Annotated in this window: 19 protein-coding genes; 7 read left to right on the top strand and 12 right to left on the bottom strand. The window is 33.1% G+C overall.

The window, feature by feature from the left end; translation table 11 throughout:
* Window positions 1-3: 3 nt before the first annotated feature.
* Together QE431_RS08275 and QE431_RS08270 are read right to left on the bottom strand one after the other, a co-directional pair.
* Window positions 4-1101: a DNA topoisomerase IB gene (locus tag QE431_RS08275; protein ID WP_134141698.1), complete on the bottom strand. Its 1098-nt coding sequence runs from the start codon at window positions 1099-1101 to the stop codon at window positions 4-6.
* 41 nt (window positions 1102-1142) lie between these two features.
* Window positions 1143-1382 carry a Rho termination factor gene (locus QE431_RS08270; protein WP_307294897.1) on the bottom strand — a complete coding sequence of 80 codons (240 nt, stop codon included), beginning with the start codon at window positions 1380-1382 and terminating at the stop codon, window positions 1143-1145.
* A 320-nt stretch (window positions 1383-1702) separates the two neighbouring features.
* On the opposite strand from QE431_RS08270, the gene QE431_RS08265 reads away from it, so the two are divergent.
* Window positions 1703-2503, top strand: coding sequence for a hypothetical protein (locus QE431_RS08265; RefSeq protein WP_307294896.1), 801 nt, complete (start codon window positions 1703-1705; stop codon window positions 2501-2503).
* A gap of 125 nt (window positions 2504-2628) precedes the next feature.
* On the top strand, window positions 2629-3216 hold the full coding sequence (locus tag QE431_RS08260) for a DUF4142 domain-containing protein (protein WP_057118371.1): 588 nt from the start codon (window positions 2629-2631) through the stop codon (window positions 3214-3216).
* Between the two features lie 158 nt (window positions 3217-3374).
* Here the strand turns inward: QE431_RS08260 and QE431_RS08255 are convergent, their stop codons facing one another.
* The 5 genes from QE431_RS08255 to galA all read right to left on the bottom strand — a co-directional run bounded on the left by QE431_RS08255 (window position 3375) and on the right by galA (window position 9487).
* Complete coding sequence (locus QE431_RS08255; protein ID WP_307294894.1) at window positions 3375-4427, bottom strand: NAD(P)-dependent alcohol dehydrogenase; 1053 nt, start codon at window positions 4425-4427, stop codon at window positions 3375-3377.
* Between the two features lie 153 nt (window positions 4428-4580).
* Complete coding sequence (locus QE431_RS08250; RefSeq protein WP_307294892.1) at window positions 4581-4988, bottom strand: cupin domain-containing protein; 408 nt, start codon at window positions 4986-4988, stop codon at window positions 4581-4583.
* A 27-nt stretch (window positions 4989-5015) separates the two neighbouring features.
* The gene (locus tag QE431_RS08245; protein WP_134141703.1) at window positions 5016-5432 is read right to left on the bottom strand and encodes a cupin domain-containing protein; all 417 of its coding nucleotides are present in this window, start codon (window positions 5430-5432) and stop codon (window positions 5016-5018) included.
* A 192-nt stretch (window positions 5433-5624) separates the two neighbouring features.
* Complete coding sequence (locus QE431_RS08240) at window positions 5625-6494, bottom strand: AraC family transcriptional regulator (protein ID WP_057118375.1); 870 nt, start codon at window positions 6492-6494, stop codon at window positions 5625-5627.
* Between the two features lie 170 nt (window positions 6495-6664).
* On the bottom strand, window positions 6665-9487 hold the full coding sequence (galA, locus tag QE431_RS08235) for a beta-galactosidase GalA (protein ID WP_307294890.1): 2823 nt from the start codon (window positions 9485-9487) through the stop codon (window positions 6665-6667).
* Between the two features lie 233 nt (window positions 9488-9720).
* Between galA and QE431_RS08230 the strand changes: the two genes are divergently transcribed.
* The 3 genes from QE431_RS08230 to QE431_RS08220 are packed head-to-tail and all read left to right on the top strand — an operon-like array spanning window position 9721 to window position 11564.
* Entirely contained in the window at window positions 9721-10104 is a 384-nt protein-coding gene (locus tag QE431_RS08230) for a hypothetical protein (protein WP_307294889.1), read from the top strand.
* 34 nt (window positions 10105-10138) lie between these two features.
* On the top strand, window positions 10139-11005 hold the full coding sequence (locus QE431_RS08225) for a chromate resistance protein ChrB domain-containing protein (protein WP_307294887.1): 867 nt from the start codon (window positions 10139-10141) through the stop codon (window positions 11003-11005).
* A gap of 58 nt (window positions 11006-11063) precedes the next feature.
* Complete coding sequence (locus tag QE431_RS08220; RefSeq protein WP_281865298.1) at window positions 11064-11564, top strand: hypothetical protein; 501 nt, start codon at window positions 11064-11066, stop codon at window positions 11562-11564.
* Between the two features lie 33 nt (window positions 11565-11597).
* Here the strand turns inward: QE431_RS08220 and QE431_RS08215 are convergent, their stop codons facing one another.
* The 3 genes from QE431_RS08215 to QE431_RS08205 all read right to left on the bottom strand — a co-directional run bounded on the left by QE431_RS08215 (window position 11598) and on the right by QE431_RS08205 (window position 13149).
* Window positions 11598-12068 (bottom strand): hypothetical protein, encoded by a 471-nt coding sequence (locus tag QE431_RS08215; RefSeq protein ID WP_134141708.1) that lies wholly within the window; start codon window positions 12066-12068, stop codon window positions 11598-11600.
* Between the two features lie 58 nt (window positions 12069-12126).
* Window positions 12127-12531, bottom strand: coding sequence for a lysozyme inhibitor LprI family protein (locus tag QE431_RS08210; RefSeq protein ID WP_307294884.1), 405 nt, complete (start codon window positions 12529-12531; stop codon window positions 12127-12129).
* Window positions 12532-12660: 129 nt separating this feature from the next.
* Window positions 12661-13149, bottom strand: coding sequence for a TlpA disulfide reductase family protein (locus QE431_RS08205; protein WP_307294882.1), 489 nt, complete (start codon window positions 13147-13149; stop codon window positions 12661-12663).
* Between the two features lie 148 nt (window positions 13150-13297).
* Between QE431_RS08205 and QE431_RS08200 the strand changes: the two genes are divergently transcribed.
* Window positions 13298-13600 (top strand): helix-turn-helix transcriptional regulator, encoded by a 303-nt coding sequence (locus QE431_RS08200; protein WP_057118383.1) that lies wholly within the window; start codon window positions 13298-13300, stop codon window positions 13598-13600.
* A gap of 7 nt (window positions 13601-13607) precedes the next feature.
* Window positions 13608-14714 (top strand): NADH:flavin oxidoreductase, encoded by a 1107-nt coding sequence (locus QE431_RS08195; RefSeq protein WP_307294879.1) that lies wholly within the window; start codon window positions 13608-13610, stop codon window positions 14712-14714.
* Between the two features lie 386 nt (window positions 14715-15100).
* Here the strand turns inward: QE431_RS08195 and QE431_RS08190 are convergent, their stop codons facing one another.
* Window positions 15101-16237 (bottom strand): acyltransferase, encoded by a 1137-nt coding sequence (locus QE431_RS08190; RefSeq protein ID WP_307294876.1) that lies wholly within the window; start codon window positions 16235-16237, stop codon window positions 15101-15103.
* A 111-nt stretch (window positions 16238-16348) separates the two neighbouring features.
* Complete coding sequence (locus QE431_RS08185; RefSeq protein WP_281865292.1) at window positions 16349-16996, bottom strand: DUF1349 domain-containing protein; 648 nt, start codon at window positions 16994-16996, stop codon at window positions 16349-16351.
* Between the last annotated feature and the right edge of the window lie 80 nt (window positions 16997-17076).

Here is a 17076-nt window from a genome sequence, read left to right as displayed (position 1 = left end):
TTTTTAACTGCATGACGATTCTAAATTAATCTCATAATTTTGGATTAACTCAGAAAATGCAATTTCTGATTTCGTAAAATACTTTCTCGTACTTCGGCTTTTTTTAGCTAAATCAAAATATTTTTGAATCGAACCATCTTCATAAGTCGAAATTAAAAGCGGATGAACGTAATAATCTTTACAGACTTTTCTAGTGTTTCCTAATGCTTCTGCCGTTAAATCAAATGCGGTAACCACATTTTTTTTAGCTTCTTTTTCATCAGAAGTAACTCCGATTTCCATTAAGCTTTCAAAGAAAATAATTGACGCTGCCCATGTTCTAAAGTCTTTCGCACTAAAATATTCACCTGAAATATTATGCAGATACTCGTTTACCATATGGCTGTCAAGTACTTTTCTTTCTCCGTTTTTATCGTAATATTTAAAAACTTCCCAGCCTGGAATTTCTTCGCATCGGCTTACCAGTTTTATCAATTGTTTGTTTCTGGTTGTAATCGTATGCTGCTTGCCTTTTTTGCCGACAAATTCAAATCGAAGCGAATTTCTATTGATGTTGATATGACGTTTTCTTAAAGTTGAAAGCCCATATGATTTATTGTCTTTGGCATATTTTTCATTTCCAATTCTAATATGAGTCTCTTCCATCAAACGAATGACCAAAGCAATAACCTTTTCTTTCGACCATTCTTTATTTTCTAAATCAATATCAACTTGTTTTCTAATAGCTGGAAGTTTAGCTCCAAACTCAGCAATTTTGTAAAATTTAGTTTGGTTTCTAAGCAGATTCCATTTTGGATGATAGCGATATTGTTTTCTATTTTTAAGGTCTATTCCAACTGCCTGTAAATGTCCGTTTGTAACATCTGTAATTCGAACATTTTCCCATGCCGGCGGAAGCACCAAACTATTAATTCTTTTTATTTCGTTTTTATTTTTTAGAGATCTTCCATTTTTTTTATAAACGAAATTTTCTCCTTCGCGACATCGAACAATTGTCAGCTGATGATCATTAATATATTCCAAATCTAATTTTTCAATTACTAAATGTGGAGTCTTAATTAATTGATTCATTAAAACTTCTTTTTTGGCCGCTGCATTCATGGTATTTAATTATTTATCACTGGGATCGTTTTAATCAATTTTTAATTATTTCGTAAAGAATCAATTAGACTTTTTTTATTCATATAAGATCTTCCTTCTATGCCAACTTTACTGGCTTGTTTTTGAAGTTCTTCTTTCGTCCATTCTTCATAAGGTTTTGCTTCACCACCTTTTTTTCCTGCATGAGGCGTATTGGCAATTCTAGCAGATTTTTCTTTGCTGTATCCCTTTTTTACAAGCGCCTCATATTGTTCTTCATTTTTAATTCGTGCATCTGGCATGACTTTAAATTTTAAGGTTTGACATTTTTAAAATCTCATAATTCAAAGTTCTTTTAAAAGTGAAAGAAATTCGTTATAGAATTTTCGTTAGAAATTTCATAATTAAGGTTATGGATAATTGTGAATTATTAATTATAAATTGTTAATTGTTGGATTTGATTTAATTTTCAAAAAAAAATCCCAATTCTTGGAATTTCTAACATTTTCATAATTCTTCTTTCCTTTTAGACTTATCCTAATACAATTATGACTTTAAAAGAAATAATACGATTTGCATACAGTTTAAATTTGCAATTAAATCATTTCTTAAAATAAGTCCAATGAATTCAATAAAAAATCCAAAAGTTGGAGATCTATTTTATACTCAAATAAATAGAAAGTTTTTCTTTATGCAAATAATTCATATAACAACCAACTTACCATCTCCATATAATAATGGGCAATATAATTATGGCTATTTCATGGCAGTATTTGAAAAATCTTTTTCTAAACTCCCACAAACAATTGAGGAATTAGATTTAAATAGAGTGTATCAGATAAAATCTAAGCCTAAAAAAGCTATTTTATATGTAAGCCATTGGAATGAAATTCCAGAAATCAAAGTAAAAGATGGACGAATAGATTCCGCCAAACATAAAAAATATAAATTCGTTTATTTTGGAAACACATATGTTACAAATAAATTTGAGCCCGTAATTCTTCGAGAGTTTACCTTGCCTTCTCGAAATATATCTGATGAAAAAGGTTTTACAATCTCTCATTCGCCTGACGATATAAATTGGATTTACAGCAGACTTATTCAGGATGAAGAGAAACAAAATGAAAAGACGAAAGAAATACTCCCAAAATATTTTAATGAATGGCTTGAATATGTTGAAGCTGATGCAATTATAAAAACAGAGAAAATTTTAACCTCTTTTGAACTAGATAGTCAAACAAAAGATACTCGAAAGGCATTAAAGAAATGTATTGTCGCACTTAATAAGTTAAATGAAAAACTGCAGTTTATAACAACTATTGAAGCTGAAAGTTTGGTTGATCAAATAATAAAATTATCAATAAGCTTTGGACTGAATGATTTAGAATCAAATGAAATAATTGATAAGAATCGAGATTGGTAAAAATATAATTGTCTTCACTCAAAAAATACTCAGCATACAAATCATATAACAATCTCTAAAAATCCTGTAAGACATTCCTGTAACTTCTCAATAATTTTACATTATAACATTAAACTATTAAAATCATGAAAAAGTTACTATTAGCCGGAAAAGCCATTTTAGGAGCAGGATTAATTATTTTATTCCTTCAATCTTGTAAAAACGAAACCAAACAAGAAGATCCAAAAGAAGTTGCTGAAGATGCAAACGAGGCTAAATTTGATTCTATTGACAGCAAAGAAGATGATTCTGAGTTCTTAGTAGATCAAGCGGAAATTAATCTAGCTGAAATCGAAATAGGTAAACTGGCACAAACTAAAAGTACTAATGCAGAAGTGAAAAAGTTTGGTAAAATGCTAGTTGATGAGCATACTAAATCTGCTTCTGAAGTAAGTGCATTAGCAAAAGCTAAAAACTTTACATTACCAACTTCTTTGACTGAAGAAGGTCAAGAAGAATACAATAAATTGAATGAAAAAACAGGAGTTGATTTTGATAAAAAATTCGCAGACATGATGATCGATGGTCACGAAAAAGCGATTAAAAAACTTCAAGACGCTACTAAAGATGCTCACGACGAAGATGTAAAAACTTGGGCATCAAACAATATTGCGGGTTTAACTGCACATTTAGAACATGCTAAATTGTTGAAACAAAACCTAGACAAAAAGTAAAATAAATTTAATTGGTTATTATTTATTTTTAAAAAACCCCTTAAGAGTTGAATTGCTTAAGGGGTTTTGCGTTTTATTTAAGTTGCTAAGAGACTAAGATTCTAAGGTTCTAAGAAAAAAACTTAGCGCCTTAGAATCTTAGAACCTTAGCAACTTATTTATTTTAAAGAAGCCATATCAATCACAAAACGATATTTAATATCTCCTTTTAGTAATCTTTCGTAAGCGTCATTTACTTCGTTTACACCAATTAATTCGATATCTGCAGTAATATTATGTTCTGCACAGAAATCAAGCATTTCCTGAGTTTCAGCGATACCGCCTATATTTGAACCTGCGAAGCTTCTTCTTCCTAAAAGAAGACTGAAAGAAGTTACAGGAAGCGGTTCCATAGGCGCACCAACCAAAGTTAGCGTTCCGTCAACTTTAAGTAAATTTAAGTAAGCATCGATATTATGTTCTGCAGAAACGCAGTCTAGAATGAAGTTTAAACTTTTCGCATGCTGCGCCATTTGTTCTTCGTCTGTAGACAAAACAACTTCATCTGCTCCAAGACGTTTTGCATCTTCAGTTTTAGATAATGAAGTAGTGAAAACAACCACATGAGCGCCCATAGCTTTTGCCAATTTGATTCCCATATGTCCTAAACCACCAATTCCAACGATTCCTACTTTTTGGCCTGGACCAACTTTCCAATGTTTTAAGGGAGAATAAGTTGTGATTCCAGCGCATAGTAAAGGTGCAACACCAGCAAGATCTAATTTATCTGAAATATGCAATACATAATTTTCATCGACAACAATACTTTGAGAATAACCTCCAAAAGTTTGTCCGCCTAAATGAACGTCAGGAGAATTAAAAGTCAATGTATTTCCTGGCTCGCAAAATTGCTCTAAACCTTCTTTACAATGTTCGCATTCTCTGCAAGAATCAACCATACAGCCTACTCCAGCAAGCTGTCCAACTTTAAAATTCTTTACGTGATCACCAACCTTAGTTACACGTCCTACAATTTCATGACCTGGAACAATTGGATAAATAGTTCCGTGCCATTCGTTTCTAGCAGAATGCAAGTCTGAATGACAAATTCCGCAGTATAAAATTTCAATTTCTACATCGTGGGCAAGTACTTCGCGGCGTTTAATATCAAGTGTCTGCAATGGTGCTTCGGCTGCTTCGGTACCAAAGGCTTTTATGTTTTTTGTTCCCATATTTTTTTGTTTGTTTTGTTTCAAGTTTGAAGTTTCAGATTTCAGGTTTACACGCAAAGAGCGCTAAGATTTACGCAAAGTACACAAGGGAAATTTTCTTTATTAAGATAAAAAACTTAGACTCTCAGTATCTCAGAACCTTAGCCCCTTAACCTAGTGACTGCTTAATAGAAAATACTCTCCGTCTGTTACTTTTTCTAACCATACTCCGTGGCCTTTATCCACTTCTGTGATGATCGCAACATAAGAGAACTTTTCAAACGGAGTTGCTCCGTACCAATGTTCTATTCCTGGTAAAATTGTAACTACTTGGTCTTTTTGAAGTTTACGAACGGCACTTCCTCTTTCTTGGTAATAGCCTGTTCCTTCTTTTGCAATTAGCATTTGCAGACCTGCATTACTATGCCAATTACTTCTAGCACAAGGCTCAAAAGTAACTTCCTTAATAACAGTATTTTCAGGATGAATATCACTGCTCTGTTTTTTATAGGAAACGTCACCCGTCATATATGTGCTAGGGACTTTTCCTTCTTCGATAACGGCTGAATAATTTGTTGACATAAATTTAGTTATTTTTTGAGATTAATTTTATTGATAACTGTTATATTCTTCATCTGTAACGGGTTCCAGCCAGTCTACAATTCCTTTTGCAGTATTGGTGCTGATGGCGATATGTGTAAATTCACTTTCGGGAGACGCGCCGTGCCAGTGTTTTATTTCGGGCTGAATGTTTACAACGTCTCCAACCTGCAATAACTGAATTGGTTTTCCAATTTCCTGATAATATCCTGTTCCGTGTGTGACAATAAGAATTTGTCCGCCGGGATGTGTGTGCCAATTGTTTCTTGCACCGGCTTCAAAAACAACATTTCCAACGGCTGTATTTAAAACTTCATCATTTGGAACAAGCATTTTAACCCATGCCTTTCCTGTAAAATATTCTGAAGGTGCTAAATCTCCTTTAGGGAAAATGGCGTCATTATATTGATTATCTGATGTTTTCATAAATTTCTTTGTTTTGGAATTATCAGAATCAGGAAACTAAATTTTGGAAAGCTAGAAGGCGCTTTATGAAGTATTTATTTAGTCGTTAAAACTGATAAATGATTAATACTGTAATTTCAAGGGCAAAATTAGGATAACAATGCTTTTTGAAAATAACAATATTCAAACAAAAAATTATGAAATTGAAACAATTTACATTCGAAGTGATTTCGGAACTGTTCCTGTAAGCCTTTTAAAGTAATTATTAAAATAGCTCGGATATTCAAATCCCAGCGAGTAGCCAATATCCGAAATACTCCAGTCTGTATGCTGTAATAATGCTTTTGCTTCGTTTATAATTCTTTCGGTAATATGAGCTGTTGTAGGTTTTCCTGTAACTTCTTTTACCGAACGATTTAAATGATTAACATGCACAGCAAGACTTTGCGCATAATCCTGCGGTGTTTTTAATGCTAAAGGTTCGTTTTTTGTTTCTATCGGAAATTGTCTTTCTAACAATTCTAAAAACAAAGAGGTTATTCTGGAAGAAGCATTTTTATGTTTAAAGAAATTATCTGAAGGCTGCATTTTCATTGATTCGTGAATAATCAAATTGATATAACTACGCATCAAATCGTCTTTAAAAACATAATCTGTTTCATATTCTTTAATCATTTTTTGGAATAAAGAATCTATAAACAGCTTTTGTTCAGCATTTAAAGAAAAAATTGGGGTTCCTCCTATTTTAAATAACGGTGATTCGTGTAGTGTCTCTGATCGGTCTTTTGCTTTCAAAAATTCTTCTGTAAAAACGCAGGCGTAACCTTCATATCCCTCTGAAACTGTTTCCCATGAATATGGAATAATCGGATTTCCAAAAAACAGAATCGTTCCGTCGGTTTCTATACCTCGGTCAGCATATTGTATGATGCTTTTACTAGTATTGATGCAGATTTTATAAAAATCCCTGCGGCTGTAAACGGGAATTTTGCTTTGATCTCCGTTTATCTGATATACCTTAAAACCCTTCAGTTTTAAATCTGAAGTAAAATCGCAATTCTGAGTTTCTGTCTGATTATTCATTTTGCAAAGTTATGAAAATCAAACAATATTATTTTGTTATTTTTTTTGTTTCAGGTTTCAAGTTTCAGGTTTCAGGTTTAAACACAAGAGTCGCTAAGTTATTTTTGCTCGCAGATTAAGCAGATTTAATTTTTAATAATCTGTGTCATCTGCAAAATCTGCGAGAGAATTTATTTTAGATTCAAACTCCCTGCTCGTAAATCTTTTGCGGAAGCGGTTAAAACAACTTCTTTTGCATTTTCGTCTTTTTCGATAATGATTTGTGCATATCCGTTGAAAAGCTTTCTTTCCCAAGGTGCTGCTGGCGTAATTACTTGAATAATTCCGGGATCTGTATTCATAACGTCCCAGTCTTTTACTTTTTGTAACGGTGTCGCAGCAATATGGATTGTGTTTTTTCCTTCTTTCAAAATAGCTGTATTCAAAATATATTTTTGAGGATCTTCTGAGCTCGGTTGTACTTTTTTTCCATTAATAAAAACTACTGTCTCTACTCCTATTTTCTTGTAAAAGAAACTCACAACATTTGAAGATGCATTATTTTTTAATTCAAATTCTCCTTTATAAATATACGATGGTGCCTGTTTTTTATAATCACGTTCTTTAAAAGCTTCTGTCCATTTACTTTCGTCATAGTTGGTCATTTCCTTAGGAAGAGATGAACTTTCACCTTTCTGTTCCATAAAATTAGTTATTGCAGAAAAAGAAATGTCATCAATAAATTGATCGCTTTCTAAAGAAGTTGGATCACCGTCTCCTACACCCAAAATTTTACCACCTTTTATAGAAAAGCTGATTTCATCATTTGCTGTTGGAATATGTAAACCGTTTTTATCTGTAACTTCAACAGTTACAACAGATACATTTCCTTTCAAAACGTTTTCTTTATCTAAAGACAATTTTACATTTTCTGCCTTTCCAGTGGTTTTTTGGATTTCAGTTATTATTTTTTTTCCGTTTTTGTAACCAATTGCTTCCAGAGTTCCAGGAATGTATTTTACCTTCCATTCTAAGTGTCCATTTTGCTCCATTTTCTTTTTGCCGAGACTTTTTTTGTTTAGAAAAAGTTCTACTTCATCGCAATTTGAATATGCCCAGACATCAATTTCTTTTCCTTCCATCCCAGTCCAATTCCAATGCGGTAGTAGATGTAAAACAGGTTCTTTTCCCCACCATGATTTCAGATAAAAAACATTGTCTTTTGGGAAACCGCATACATCCATCATTCCGAAATACGAGGTTACAGACGGCCAGCCATAAGGTGTTGGTTCGCCACGGTAATCAAAACCAGTCCAAAAAAATACTCCAGCCAAATAAGGTCGCTCGGCATAAAATTTCCAGCCTTCTTCAATACTGTAAAAAGTCGGACGCGGTTTTTTATCGTAAGCACTTTGATAGTGTTTGGCATCATCTGTAAAATAAATTCCTCGGGTTGCAAAAGTAGAACCTTCCTCCGTTCCCATTCCAGGCTGTTGTTTAAACTGATTCCTGTGCGCGTCAATATCTCCATTTCCGAGATAATTATAACCCATAATTTCTACTACAGAAGAAATACCGCTTTTAAAACCACTGCTAATTCCAACCGTTACAGGCCTTATAGGATCGATACTTTTGGCAAAATCCTGCATCACATTTGTTATTCTTTCCCCAACTATACCGCCTTCGATATTCCATTCTTCATTTCCAACCGACCAGCAAAAAATACTCGGATGATTGCGGTCACGTTCTATCATTCGCTGTAAATCATTCAAATGATAATCGTTAATTCCCATTAAACGGGTTTCATCAATAACCAGCATTCCCAATTCGTCACAAGCTTTCAGTAATTCGGGAGTTGGCGGATGATGCGAACAACGGTATGCATTTGATCCTATTTCTTTCAGCTTTTTAATTCTATAATACTGAATTTCATCTGGAAGCGCTGACCCTATTCCTGCATGATCTTGATGATTGTTTGTTCCTTTTAATTTTAAAGGTTTTCCATTTAAGAAAAATCCACTTTCTGCATTAAATTCAATAGTTCTGATTCCAAACGGCGTTTCATAACTATCTATAATTTTTCCATCTTGCTTGATTTGAGTTACCAAACGATATAAATTGGGAGAATCAATATCCCACAAAAGCGGATTTTCAACATGAAGTTTTGTGCTATGTGTGATTGTTTTATAAAATTCAGGAGCCAATATACTTTCAGTAAAAGTAGTAGCCTGTTTATTTTTTTTATCAAAGATCGTTTGAGAAATTTCAATTGATCCTTTATAATTTCCTTTATTTTCAATTGTTACATCAGCAGTAACTGAGGCATCGTTATTTTTGAGTTCAGAAGTTATGTAAGTTCCGTTTGTAACTACATGAACCGGATTTGTTTTCTGCAGATAAACGTGTCTATAAATTCCTGCACCTTCATAAAACCAGCCTTCTTCCATTGAAGCATCTGCTCGAACCACAATCGTATTCTCTCCACCATAATTAACATAAGCCGTTACATCATACTCAAAACCATTGTAACCACTTTGTTCTGTTCCTAAATAAAATCCGTTAAAAAATACTTTTGAGTTTCTAAAAACACCATCAAACTTTAATGAAATAGTTCGTCCGAGATCTTCGTTTGGAATGGTTATTTTTTTCCTGTACCAGCCGATACTTTTTTCAGGGAAATTTTTACCTGCTGCCTTAAATCCGTGACTGAAACTCGCGCTTTCGCTAAAAGGCTGCTCCACCGCCCAATCGTGAGGTAAATCGAGTTTTCTCCAAGCACGATCATCAAAATCTTTTGCAGCAGGACCATCGCCAAATCCTGTTTTGGTTAAATAGGAAAAGTAGCCTTCTGCATGTCCGAAATCTTTTTTTGTATCGTATAAATGTCCAAACGAAAACTTCCATTCTTTATCTATTAAAATTAATTCCCTTCCTGTTTTATTTTGTGCCAAAGCATGAAAAGAGATTAAAAACATACAATAAATCAGGATTCCTTTTATAGAAATAGTTTTCATAAATAATGTGGTTAGTAAGAATGGTTAGCAAATAGCTATAAAAATATTCTTTTTAAAGCGATTAAAATAATAGTATTTTATCAAAATATAATCGTTTATAATTACTTACAGATAATTAACTCTACTTAAAAAGTAGATCATAAAAATTTAGAATCATTCTATTGACATTACTCTGTTAAATTTCTCTCTTTTGATGTAATTTTATATTTGAATTCAATAAAAACTGTACTATTATGAGTGTTATTAAGGATGAAAAATTGCTGCATAGTACCATTAAAAACATCGATCAGAAGATTGATAAATTAAATGATCAAAAGATAATTGCTTTTTTTGATGCACTTGGATTAACTGAAAGAGCTGACGTTCCAAAGGATTTTCTAAAATGGGGAACTATATTGGTTGTTGTGCCAGACAGACATATTTCGCACGAATTAAAATATTATAAATATTCTATTTCAAGACTTTCTTTTGTTACCAATCCAAATGCACGCGAAATTCATATTTTTGATTTTAATGAATGGAAAAATGTTACGCGTAACAAGACACAATTTCAAATAAGAGAATTTTTGAAAACGAATTATGGCGGAGTGAGGCATCATATGGATAGACTAAATTAATTGCTTTAATAAAATAATGCTTTATACTTTTTAAATGAAATGGATCACTAGGGAAAGACCTAAAATTGACCGAATTGCCTGTCCTTGGCTGATTCTGAATTTTGTTGATCCAGAAGCCGAGTTTATCTATGTCCCGTTTGATCAAGTTTTGCATAAAGCAAAAGAAATAAACGCCATTCCGTTTGATATCCCGAATGTAGAATTCACGCATTATAATGAAGAATGTACTTTTGATTATATTATAAAAAAGTATAAAATTGTTGATCCAGCGGTTTTAATTATGGCAAAAATTGTTCGTGGCGCCGATACAGACCGTCACGATCTTGCTAAAGAAGCAGCTGGACTTTGGGCAATTTCAGCTGGACTTTCGCATAACATTACTAATGATATTGAATTACTCCAAACTGGATTAAAACTTTACGATGCTCTATACAGCTGGGCAAAATATCTGTATAAACAAAATCATCTACAAAATAGTCCGTTCGAAAATTTACTGCACGAAGTTTATAATAAATTTTTGAATGAGAAAAAATCGAATCAAAAAACACCTGCATGGGTTAAAGAATTAAAAAATATTATTCAAGATCAAATAGATGCACAGTTTACTTTTGACTTAAAGAAAATTTCTAGTGATTTAGAATTGAATCCATCTTATTTATCAAGAGAGTTTTCTAAGTATTTTGAAGACTTAAATTTCGGTGAATATGTTCGAAAATTACGAATTGAAAAAGCCATAAACCTGATTCAAAATACAACTTATACTTTAACCGAAATAGCTTACATGACTGGATTTTCAGACCAAAGTCATTTCACCAGAATATTCAAGTTACAAACTGGAAAAAATCCCTCTTCTTATAGAAAAAATGCGCTAAAAAGTAATCCAGATACAAAAGGTAAATAGTGTTCTATTTATAGATTTTCATTGTCAATAGTTTTGTTTTTTAATTAATAAAACTATTATGATTTCATTGAGACATCTTTTCGCAATCACTTTATTCGCTTTAAGTTTGAATATATTTTCTCAAACTACTTATCCAAAAATCACAGGTTATTTTGGAATTCTTCACCCCATCGTGACCTTTAGCAGTGAACAAACAAACGTAAATTTTAGAGATTATTATGCTGTTGGATTTCCAACTGGAATTAATATCTGGAAAAATCAGAAAATTGGTTTTTCTTTTGAAGTTGTACCTAATATTAGAGTGCAGGGAAATAGTGATAAAGTGACGAACTTATTATTTCATCCAGGTGTTTTAGTCGCACTAGGAAACGGCTATACATTTGCAGGAAGAGCAGCTTTTGAAAGCAGCGGACGATATGGTATTACTCCAGTAATAAACAAAACTATTATAAAAAGTGAAAATTGCAGTTATTTTGCGGCTATTCCTGTTCCTATTCGATTTGGCAACGATCATCCCGCATCTTTAACTGTTGGTTTTCAATTCGGAATTGCTTTTTAAAATCGCTTAAAAAAAAATGAAACGTCACATGTTTTATTTAATTTCAAATATCCGAATAAATTTTTCTTCTAATTTTTTCCTTTTCTTTTCTTCTTTCCATCTGGAATAGAAAGCCATAAAAAGTAAAAACAAATTAACTATTGTAGAGGCACGTCTGAGTCCTTTTGCAAAAAAAAGAAAAAATATATTAATTGTCAGTATCAGAACAATTGGAGCATATTTCACCCAAGCGGAATGAAGCTTACTGATGGGTTCAACATTGTAATTTACTTGAAGTCTATTGTTAATATTCCCGTAGTTTCCTTTTACAAGAAAAACTGCTGAAGACTTTGCTGAATTTACTGTTAAACAAAAACTTCTATCATCAAAAAATCCATAAAAGGGCTTTATTGGTCCAGATAAAGGAAATATTCTCGATTGTCCTAAAAGTTCTTTTGGAGAACCAATTTCTGTATTGTCTTTTAATCTTGTTCGGAATTCAGCGATACTTAATTTTGATTCCATTAATTCCGATTTGAAGTTTGATTGGCAAACTTTTTTGTTATTAGCTTAAAATACTTTTTTAAATTTTTCGAATAAGTTCCTTTACCCGAGCAAAAACATAATTGGCCTCTTCGTCATAAATAACCATATCAAAATCTCTGGTTCCTTCGGTAAAAATACCTTGCTTTTTGGTGTCTGTATATAACTGCTGAAAATATTGATCGCGCTTTTTGAGCCAGTCTAACTGCTCTTTTTTTAACTTAGACTGTTCTTTCGGACTTATTTTATTTTTTAAATTCTTATACACAACATTTAGCAAACTATCTGACTGGTTGTAATAGGCGTAAGAACAATTACTCATCGCACTGCCTTTATCTAAACATTTCTGATACTCTGCTTTCAGTTTTGAAACTGTTTCTAATGTTTGCGAATTAGATTTCAATGCAGTCAAAACAAACAATACTAAAAGTGCTTTTTGAATCATAATTTATATGTTTTTTTTGTTTCAGGTTTTCTTTGTTTCAAGTTTCAGGTTTCAGGTTTCAAGTTACGATGTATTGGTTTATCGCACAGCATAAAACGTGAAACCTGAAACTTGAAACAAATTCTTTTATTATTCAACAATACTTTTTACCATATCTTCAAGGGCTTTTCCGTGAATATTTTTGGCTAAAATAATTCCGTTTTTATCTACTAAAAAATTCAAGGGAACAGATTGCAGCATATAATCTCCTACAACTGGAGAAGTCCAATATTTTAGATCACTTACTTGTGTCCACGGTAATTTTCCTTTTGCAATTGCTCCCAGCCAAAGCGGTTTTTTAGTATCCATAGAAACGCTGTAGATTGTAAATTTATCAGGATAAGCATTATACATTTTTAGTAATGTTGGCTGTTCTTTAATACAGGGTCCGCACCAAGAAGCCCAAAAATCTACTAAAACCAATTCTCCTCTTAAGGAAGAAAGTGCAATGTTATTTCCTTTCGTATCAGGAAGATCTATTTCTGGGGCAATATCGCCTACATCAACTCCAACAACCTGAGCTTTTGCACTGGTTATAACACAACATAAAAATCCTAAAATAAGTAATATTTTCTTCATAATTGATTAAGTTTTTGTTTTTGGGGCTGTTTTTTAATCTCCAAACAAATATAAATACTTCTTCATAAATCTTCTCCTCCATCATAAAATTATCCTAAAATAAATTATACTTAATTGGTATATCGGGAAAAGTCGATATATTTGCAGCATGGAAACGATAGAAATATTTAAAGCTTTGTCAAACAAGTCCAGACTGCAAATGCTGGAATGGCTTAAAGAACCCGAAATCAATTTTCCTGATCAATTGCAGCATGCAGGATTTGAACATGGTGTTTGTGTTGGTCAGATTCAAGCCAAGGCTGGTTTGACACAATCTACAGTATCTGAATACTTGTCTATTTTACAGCGCGCCGGCTTTATCGAGTCTAAACGTGTTGGACAATGGACTTACTATAAACGCAACGAAGGTGCCTTTGAAGCACTCAGTAAATTAATTCAATCTAATTTGTAAAATTACTATGAGTACAAACAACCTGTTTTCTCCATTTAACTTAAAAACGTTAAATCTGAAAAACCGAATCGTAATGGCGCCAATGACGCGCTCATTTTCTCCAAACGGAGTTCCAACTGACGAAGTAGCAGCTTACTATGAAAAAAGAGCTGAAGGCGAAGTTGGTTTAATATTATCTGAAGGAACTGTAATTGACAGACCTTCATCATCAAACGATGCTAATGTGCCGCATTTTTACGGAGATTTAGCTTTAAACGGATGGAAAAAAGTTATAGACGAAGTTCACGCAGCTGGAGGTTCTATGGGACCGCAGATCTGGCATATGGGAATTATGGACAATCATCAATCAGGATGGGTTCCTCCAGTTCCTTTTGAAGGTCCGTCTGGATTAAATCGTCCTGATTTTAGAAACGGAGTTTCTATGACAGAAAAGGACATTGAAGATACTATCCTGGCTTTTGGTAAAGCAGCTGCTGATGCTAAAAGACTAGGTTTTGACACTATCGAAATTCATGGTGCGCACGGTTATTTAATCGATCAGTTCTTTAGAGCTGAAACGAATTTGCGTGAAGATATTTACGGTGGGAAAACACTGCCGGAGCGTAACCGTTTTGCTATTGAAGTTGTAAAAGAAGTGAGAAAACAAGTTGGAAACGACTTTGCTGTTATCATGCGTTTTTCTCAATTTAAACCTTCTGATTATAATTATAAACTGGCTAAAAACCCACAGGAATTAGAAGCTTGGCTTACTCCTCTTGTTGATGCTGGTGTTGATATTATTCACGCTTCACAACGCCGTTTCTGGGAACCTGAATTCGAAGATTCTGATTTGAATTTTGCTGGATGGGCTAAAAAGGTAACGGGAGCACCAACTATTACTGTTGGTTCTGTTGGTCTTTCTGGTGATTTCTTTGGTGCTTTTGCCGGGGAAAGTTCACAGCCAACTTCTTTAGAAGAACTAAACAGACGTTTCGACAGAGGCGATTTTGATTTAGTTGCTGTTGGAAGACCTCTTTTATCTGATCCGAATTGGGTTGCTAAAATTAAAGCTGGAAAAACAGATCAATTAAAAGGTTTTAGTAAAGAAGCTTTGGGACAATTGGTTTTAGAATAAGTTTTTTTTTTAAAGGTACATAGTTACAAAGGTTCAAAGGGGCAGAGTTTTCCCTTTGAACCTTTTTTTATTTTGATTCCTTATATAAAGACAAAAGGGATAAACTTAATTGTTTATCCCTTTTTTGAATGTCATAACTAACAAAATATTTTATTTAAGGTTCAAAGTTGCAAAGGCTCAAAGGGACAAAGTTTTTCCTTTTTACCTTTTTTATTTTGGTTTCTTATAAAGACAAAAGGGATAAACAATTAAGTTTATCCCTTTTTTGAATGTCATAACTAACAAAATTAAGAGATTCAATATTTTTATTTAAGGCTCAGAGAAACAAAGGTCCAAAGGGACAAAGTTTTTCCTTTGAGCCTTTGTCCCTTTGCCTCTTTGCCACTCTAAAAAACTTTTTTCTTTTGGAATTTATTCTGAAGCCACATTCTAACAGGTTCGTCGTATAATTTCAAACATACAAATGCCATGACAATACTAGCGATTAAAACTCCAATACCCTCTAAATATCCATTTTCCATTGAAACTTTGTTATCTACAACCCATGCTGTAAACCAATAAATTAACGGATAATGTGTAATGTAAATTGGGTACGAAATATCACCAAGTAGTTTGCAGATTTTAAGCGAAAACTCATTTTTAATCTCTCCGCCTGCTCCAATGGCAACGATAATTGGAAAAACTAAAATGATACAGAAAGATTCATATAACCCATTTATCCAAAGGCTGTTTTCGTCTCCAAATCTTGGTAAAGCCAAAACAATGGTTATTAGAATACTGCAAACCCAAAAAGCATTTTTTACATGAATTAATTTTCCTAAACGGCATAACAAAACCCCTGCAAAAAATGGATACAGTAAACGAGTAAAACCTACATTCATCTGCTCCAGATTTAATGACCAGCCACCGATTACGTCGCCTTTTGGCCCGAAAACAGTGTAATTAATTAACAGTCCGGCAAATATCAATACAAAAACTGATAGTACTTTATTCGAAAATTTACGAAAGATTAAGGCGTACAAGATATTTGCAATATATTCGAAAAAAAGTGACCATGCCGGACCATTTAAAGGATGCATTTCTCCCCAGCCTCTAATTTCTAACGAAGGCGGGATTGGTAATAATGTAAAACCGATTATCATCGTTAAAATAACTTTCCAAACGGCCATATCTCCAATCATTGGAAACAGTATATCAGATGCTTGAAAATAGTAAAATATAGCGCCTATAATCATCCCCATAATTACCATGGGCTGCAGGCGGATTAATCTGCGTTCGTAAAATTCCCATTGCCCCATTTTTCCCCAGCGGTCATCATATGCATACGCTACAACAAATCCTGATAAAAGAAAAAAGAAGTCAACAGCTAAATAACCGTGATTGATAATTTGTACAAAACGGTTTCCACCGCTAAAAGCTTCAAAAATATGAAAAGCAACTACCAAAATAGCTGCTACACCACGCAATCCATCAAGAATTTCGTAATGTTTTTTTGGTTTAATATCAGATGAAATTGAACTCATTTGTTTTGGGTTTCAGTTAGGTTAGGTTTTAATTGCAGATTTTAGATTTTCTGCACTCTGAAAATTTGAAAATTAAGTTTGGAATTTGGAGTTTTTAAATTGAAATTTAATCTACTGGTGATTTTTAAGCCACTCTGTTCTTCTTTGATCTGGTAAATGCTTTACAGAGAAGTTCTCAAATTTGGCTTCAAAACCTTTTCCGTCTGGCGAAGCTGCCATTAAACCAACCATAACTGGCGTGTTATCTTGCAAAGGTGCATTTCTAGTCATGATATAATTTTTATCATCAAAAGAATAGAATATTTCGACAGCATCTAATCGTCGTACGGCTTTAATCCAAATGAAAGGAGGCACTTTTTCTAAAGTTGTTACACTCCAATCGCTTTTGTCGTGCGTAACCACAGTACTGATATTAAATTTTCCGTCGACAAATTCAACTCCAGTTTTGATGTAGTTTTTTTCATCAACTCGGATCATTAATCCCATTTGGTCAAAACGGGCAATGTAATTTCCAGTTAGTTTTACTTTGGCTTCAAATTCACCTCCATAATTAGCGTAGTAAAAAGGTGCATCGTCAACAGTAAATCCGTAATGCGAAATTCTCCAGTAATCGCTGTTTGCTGTTACGTTCATTATTAATGCATTGTTTTTAATTTCCCATTTTTCAGGTTCATTAAACCATTGCATTTTATTTAAAGTCTGCGCTGAAAGGTTCTGAAACAATACAAAACCAATCGTTAATAATAATATTCGTTTCATTTATAATTTGATTATTTATTTTAAAAAAAAGCAAAACTTCTAACGTTTCACATTTATCATTTTTTACATCTAACTTTTTA

Source organism: Flavobacterium sp. SORGH_AS_0622, from assembly GCF_030818825.1.
In the GTDB taxonomy this organism is placed as follows: domain Bacteria; phylum Bacteroidota; class Bacteroidia; order Flavobacteriales; family Flavobacteriaceae; genus Flavobacterium.
This window is presented reverse-complemented; position numbering and strand designations above follow the sequence as displayed.

Bases quoted from the DNA above. Each gene is read 5' to 3' on its own strand.
- QE431_RS08270 (WP_307294897.1), bottom strand. From the start codon at position 1,382: ATGCCAGATGCACGAATTAAAAATGAAGAACAATATGAGGCGCTTGTA.
- QE431_RS08250 (WP_307294892.1), bottom strand. From the start codon at position 4,988: ATGTCAACAAATTATTCAGCCGTTATCGAAGAAGGAAAAGTCCCTAGC.
- QE431_RS08195 (WP_307294879.1), top strand. From the start codon at position 13,608: ATGAGTACAAACAACCTGTTTTCTCCATTTAACTTAAAAACGTTAAAT.
- QE431_RS08215 (WP_134141708.1), bottom strand. From the start codon at position 12,068: ATGGAATCAAAATTAAGTATCGCTGAATTCCGAACAAGATTAAAAGAC.
- QE431_RS08265 (WP_307294896.1), top strand. From the start codon at position 1,703: ATGAATTCAATAAAAAATCCAAAAGTTGGAGATCTATTTTATACTCAA.
- QE431_RS08260 (WP_057118371.1), top strand. From the start codon at position 2,629: ATGAAAAAGTTACTATTAGCCGGAAAAGCCATTTTAGGAGCAGGATTA.
- QE431_RS08185 (WP_281865292.1), bottom strand. From the start codon at position 16,996: ATGAAACGAATATTATTATTAACGATTGGTTTTGTATTGTTTCAGAAC.
- QE431_RS08225 (WP_307294887.1), top strand. From the start codon at position 10,139: ATGAAATGGATCACTAGGGAAAGACCTAAAATTGACCGAATTGCCTGT.
- galA (WP_307294890.1), bottom strand. From the start codon at position 9,487: ATGAAAACTATTTCTATAAAAGGAATCCTGATTTATTGTATGTTTTTA.
- QE431_RS08240 (WP_057118375.1), bottom strand. From the start codon at position 6,494: ATGAATAATCAGACAGAAACTCAGAATTGCGATTTTACTTCAGATTTA.
- QE431_RS08245 (WP_134141703.1), bottom strand. From the start codon at position 5,432: ATGAAAACATCAGATAATCAATATAATGACGCCATTTTCCCTAAAGGA.
- QE431_RS08255 (WP_307294894.1), bottom strand. From the start codon at position 4,427: ATGGGAACAAAAAACATAAAAGCCTTTGGTACCGAAGCAGCCGAAGCA.
- QE431_RS08205 (WP_307294882.1), bottom strand. From the start codon at position 13,149: ATGAAGAAAATATTACTTATTTTAGGATTTTTATGTTGTGTTATAACC.
- QE431_RS08210 (WP_307294884.1), bottom strand. From the start codon at position 12,531: ATGATTCAAAAAGCACTTTTAGTATTGTTTGTTTTGACTGCATTGAAA.
- QE431_RS08200 (WP_057118383.1), top strand. From the start codon at position 13,298: ATGGAAACGATAGAAATATTTAAAGCTTTGTCAAACAAGTCCAGACTG.
- QE431_RS08275 (WP_134141698.1), bottom strand. From the start codon at position 1,101: ATGAATGCAGCGGCCAAAAAAGAAGTTTTAATGAATCAATTAATTAAG.
- QE431_RS08190 (WP_307294876.1), bottom strand. From the start codon at position 16,237: ATGAGTTCAATTTCATCTGATATTAAACCAAAAAAACATTACGAAATT.
- QE431_RS08220 (WP_281865298.1), top strand. From the start codon at position 11,064: ATGATTTCATTGAGACATCTTTTCGCAATCACTTTATTCGCTTTAAGT.
- QE431_RS08230 (WP_307294889.1), top strand. From the start codon at position 9,721: ATGAGTGTTATTAAGGATGAAAAATTGCTGCATAGTACCATTAAAAAC.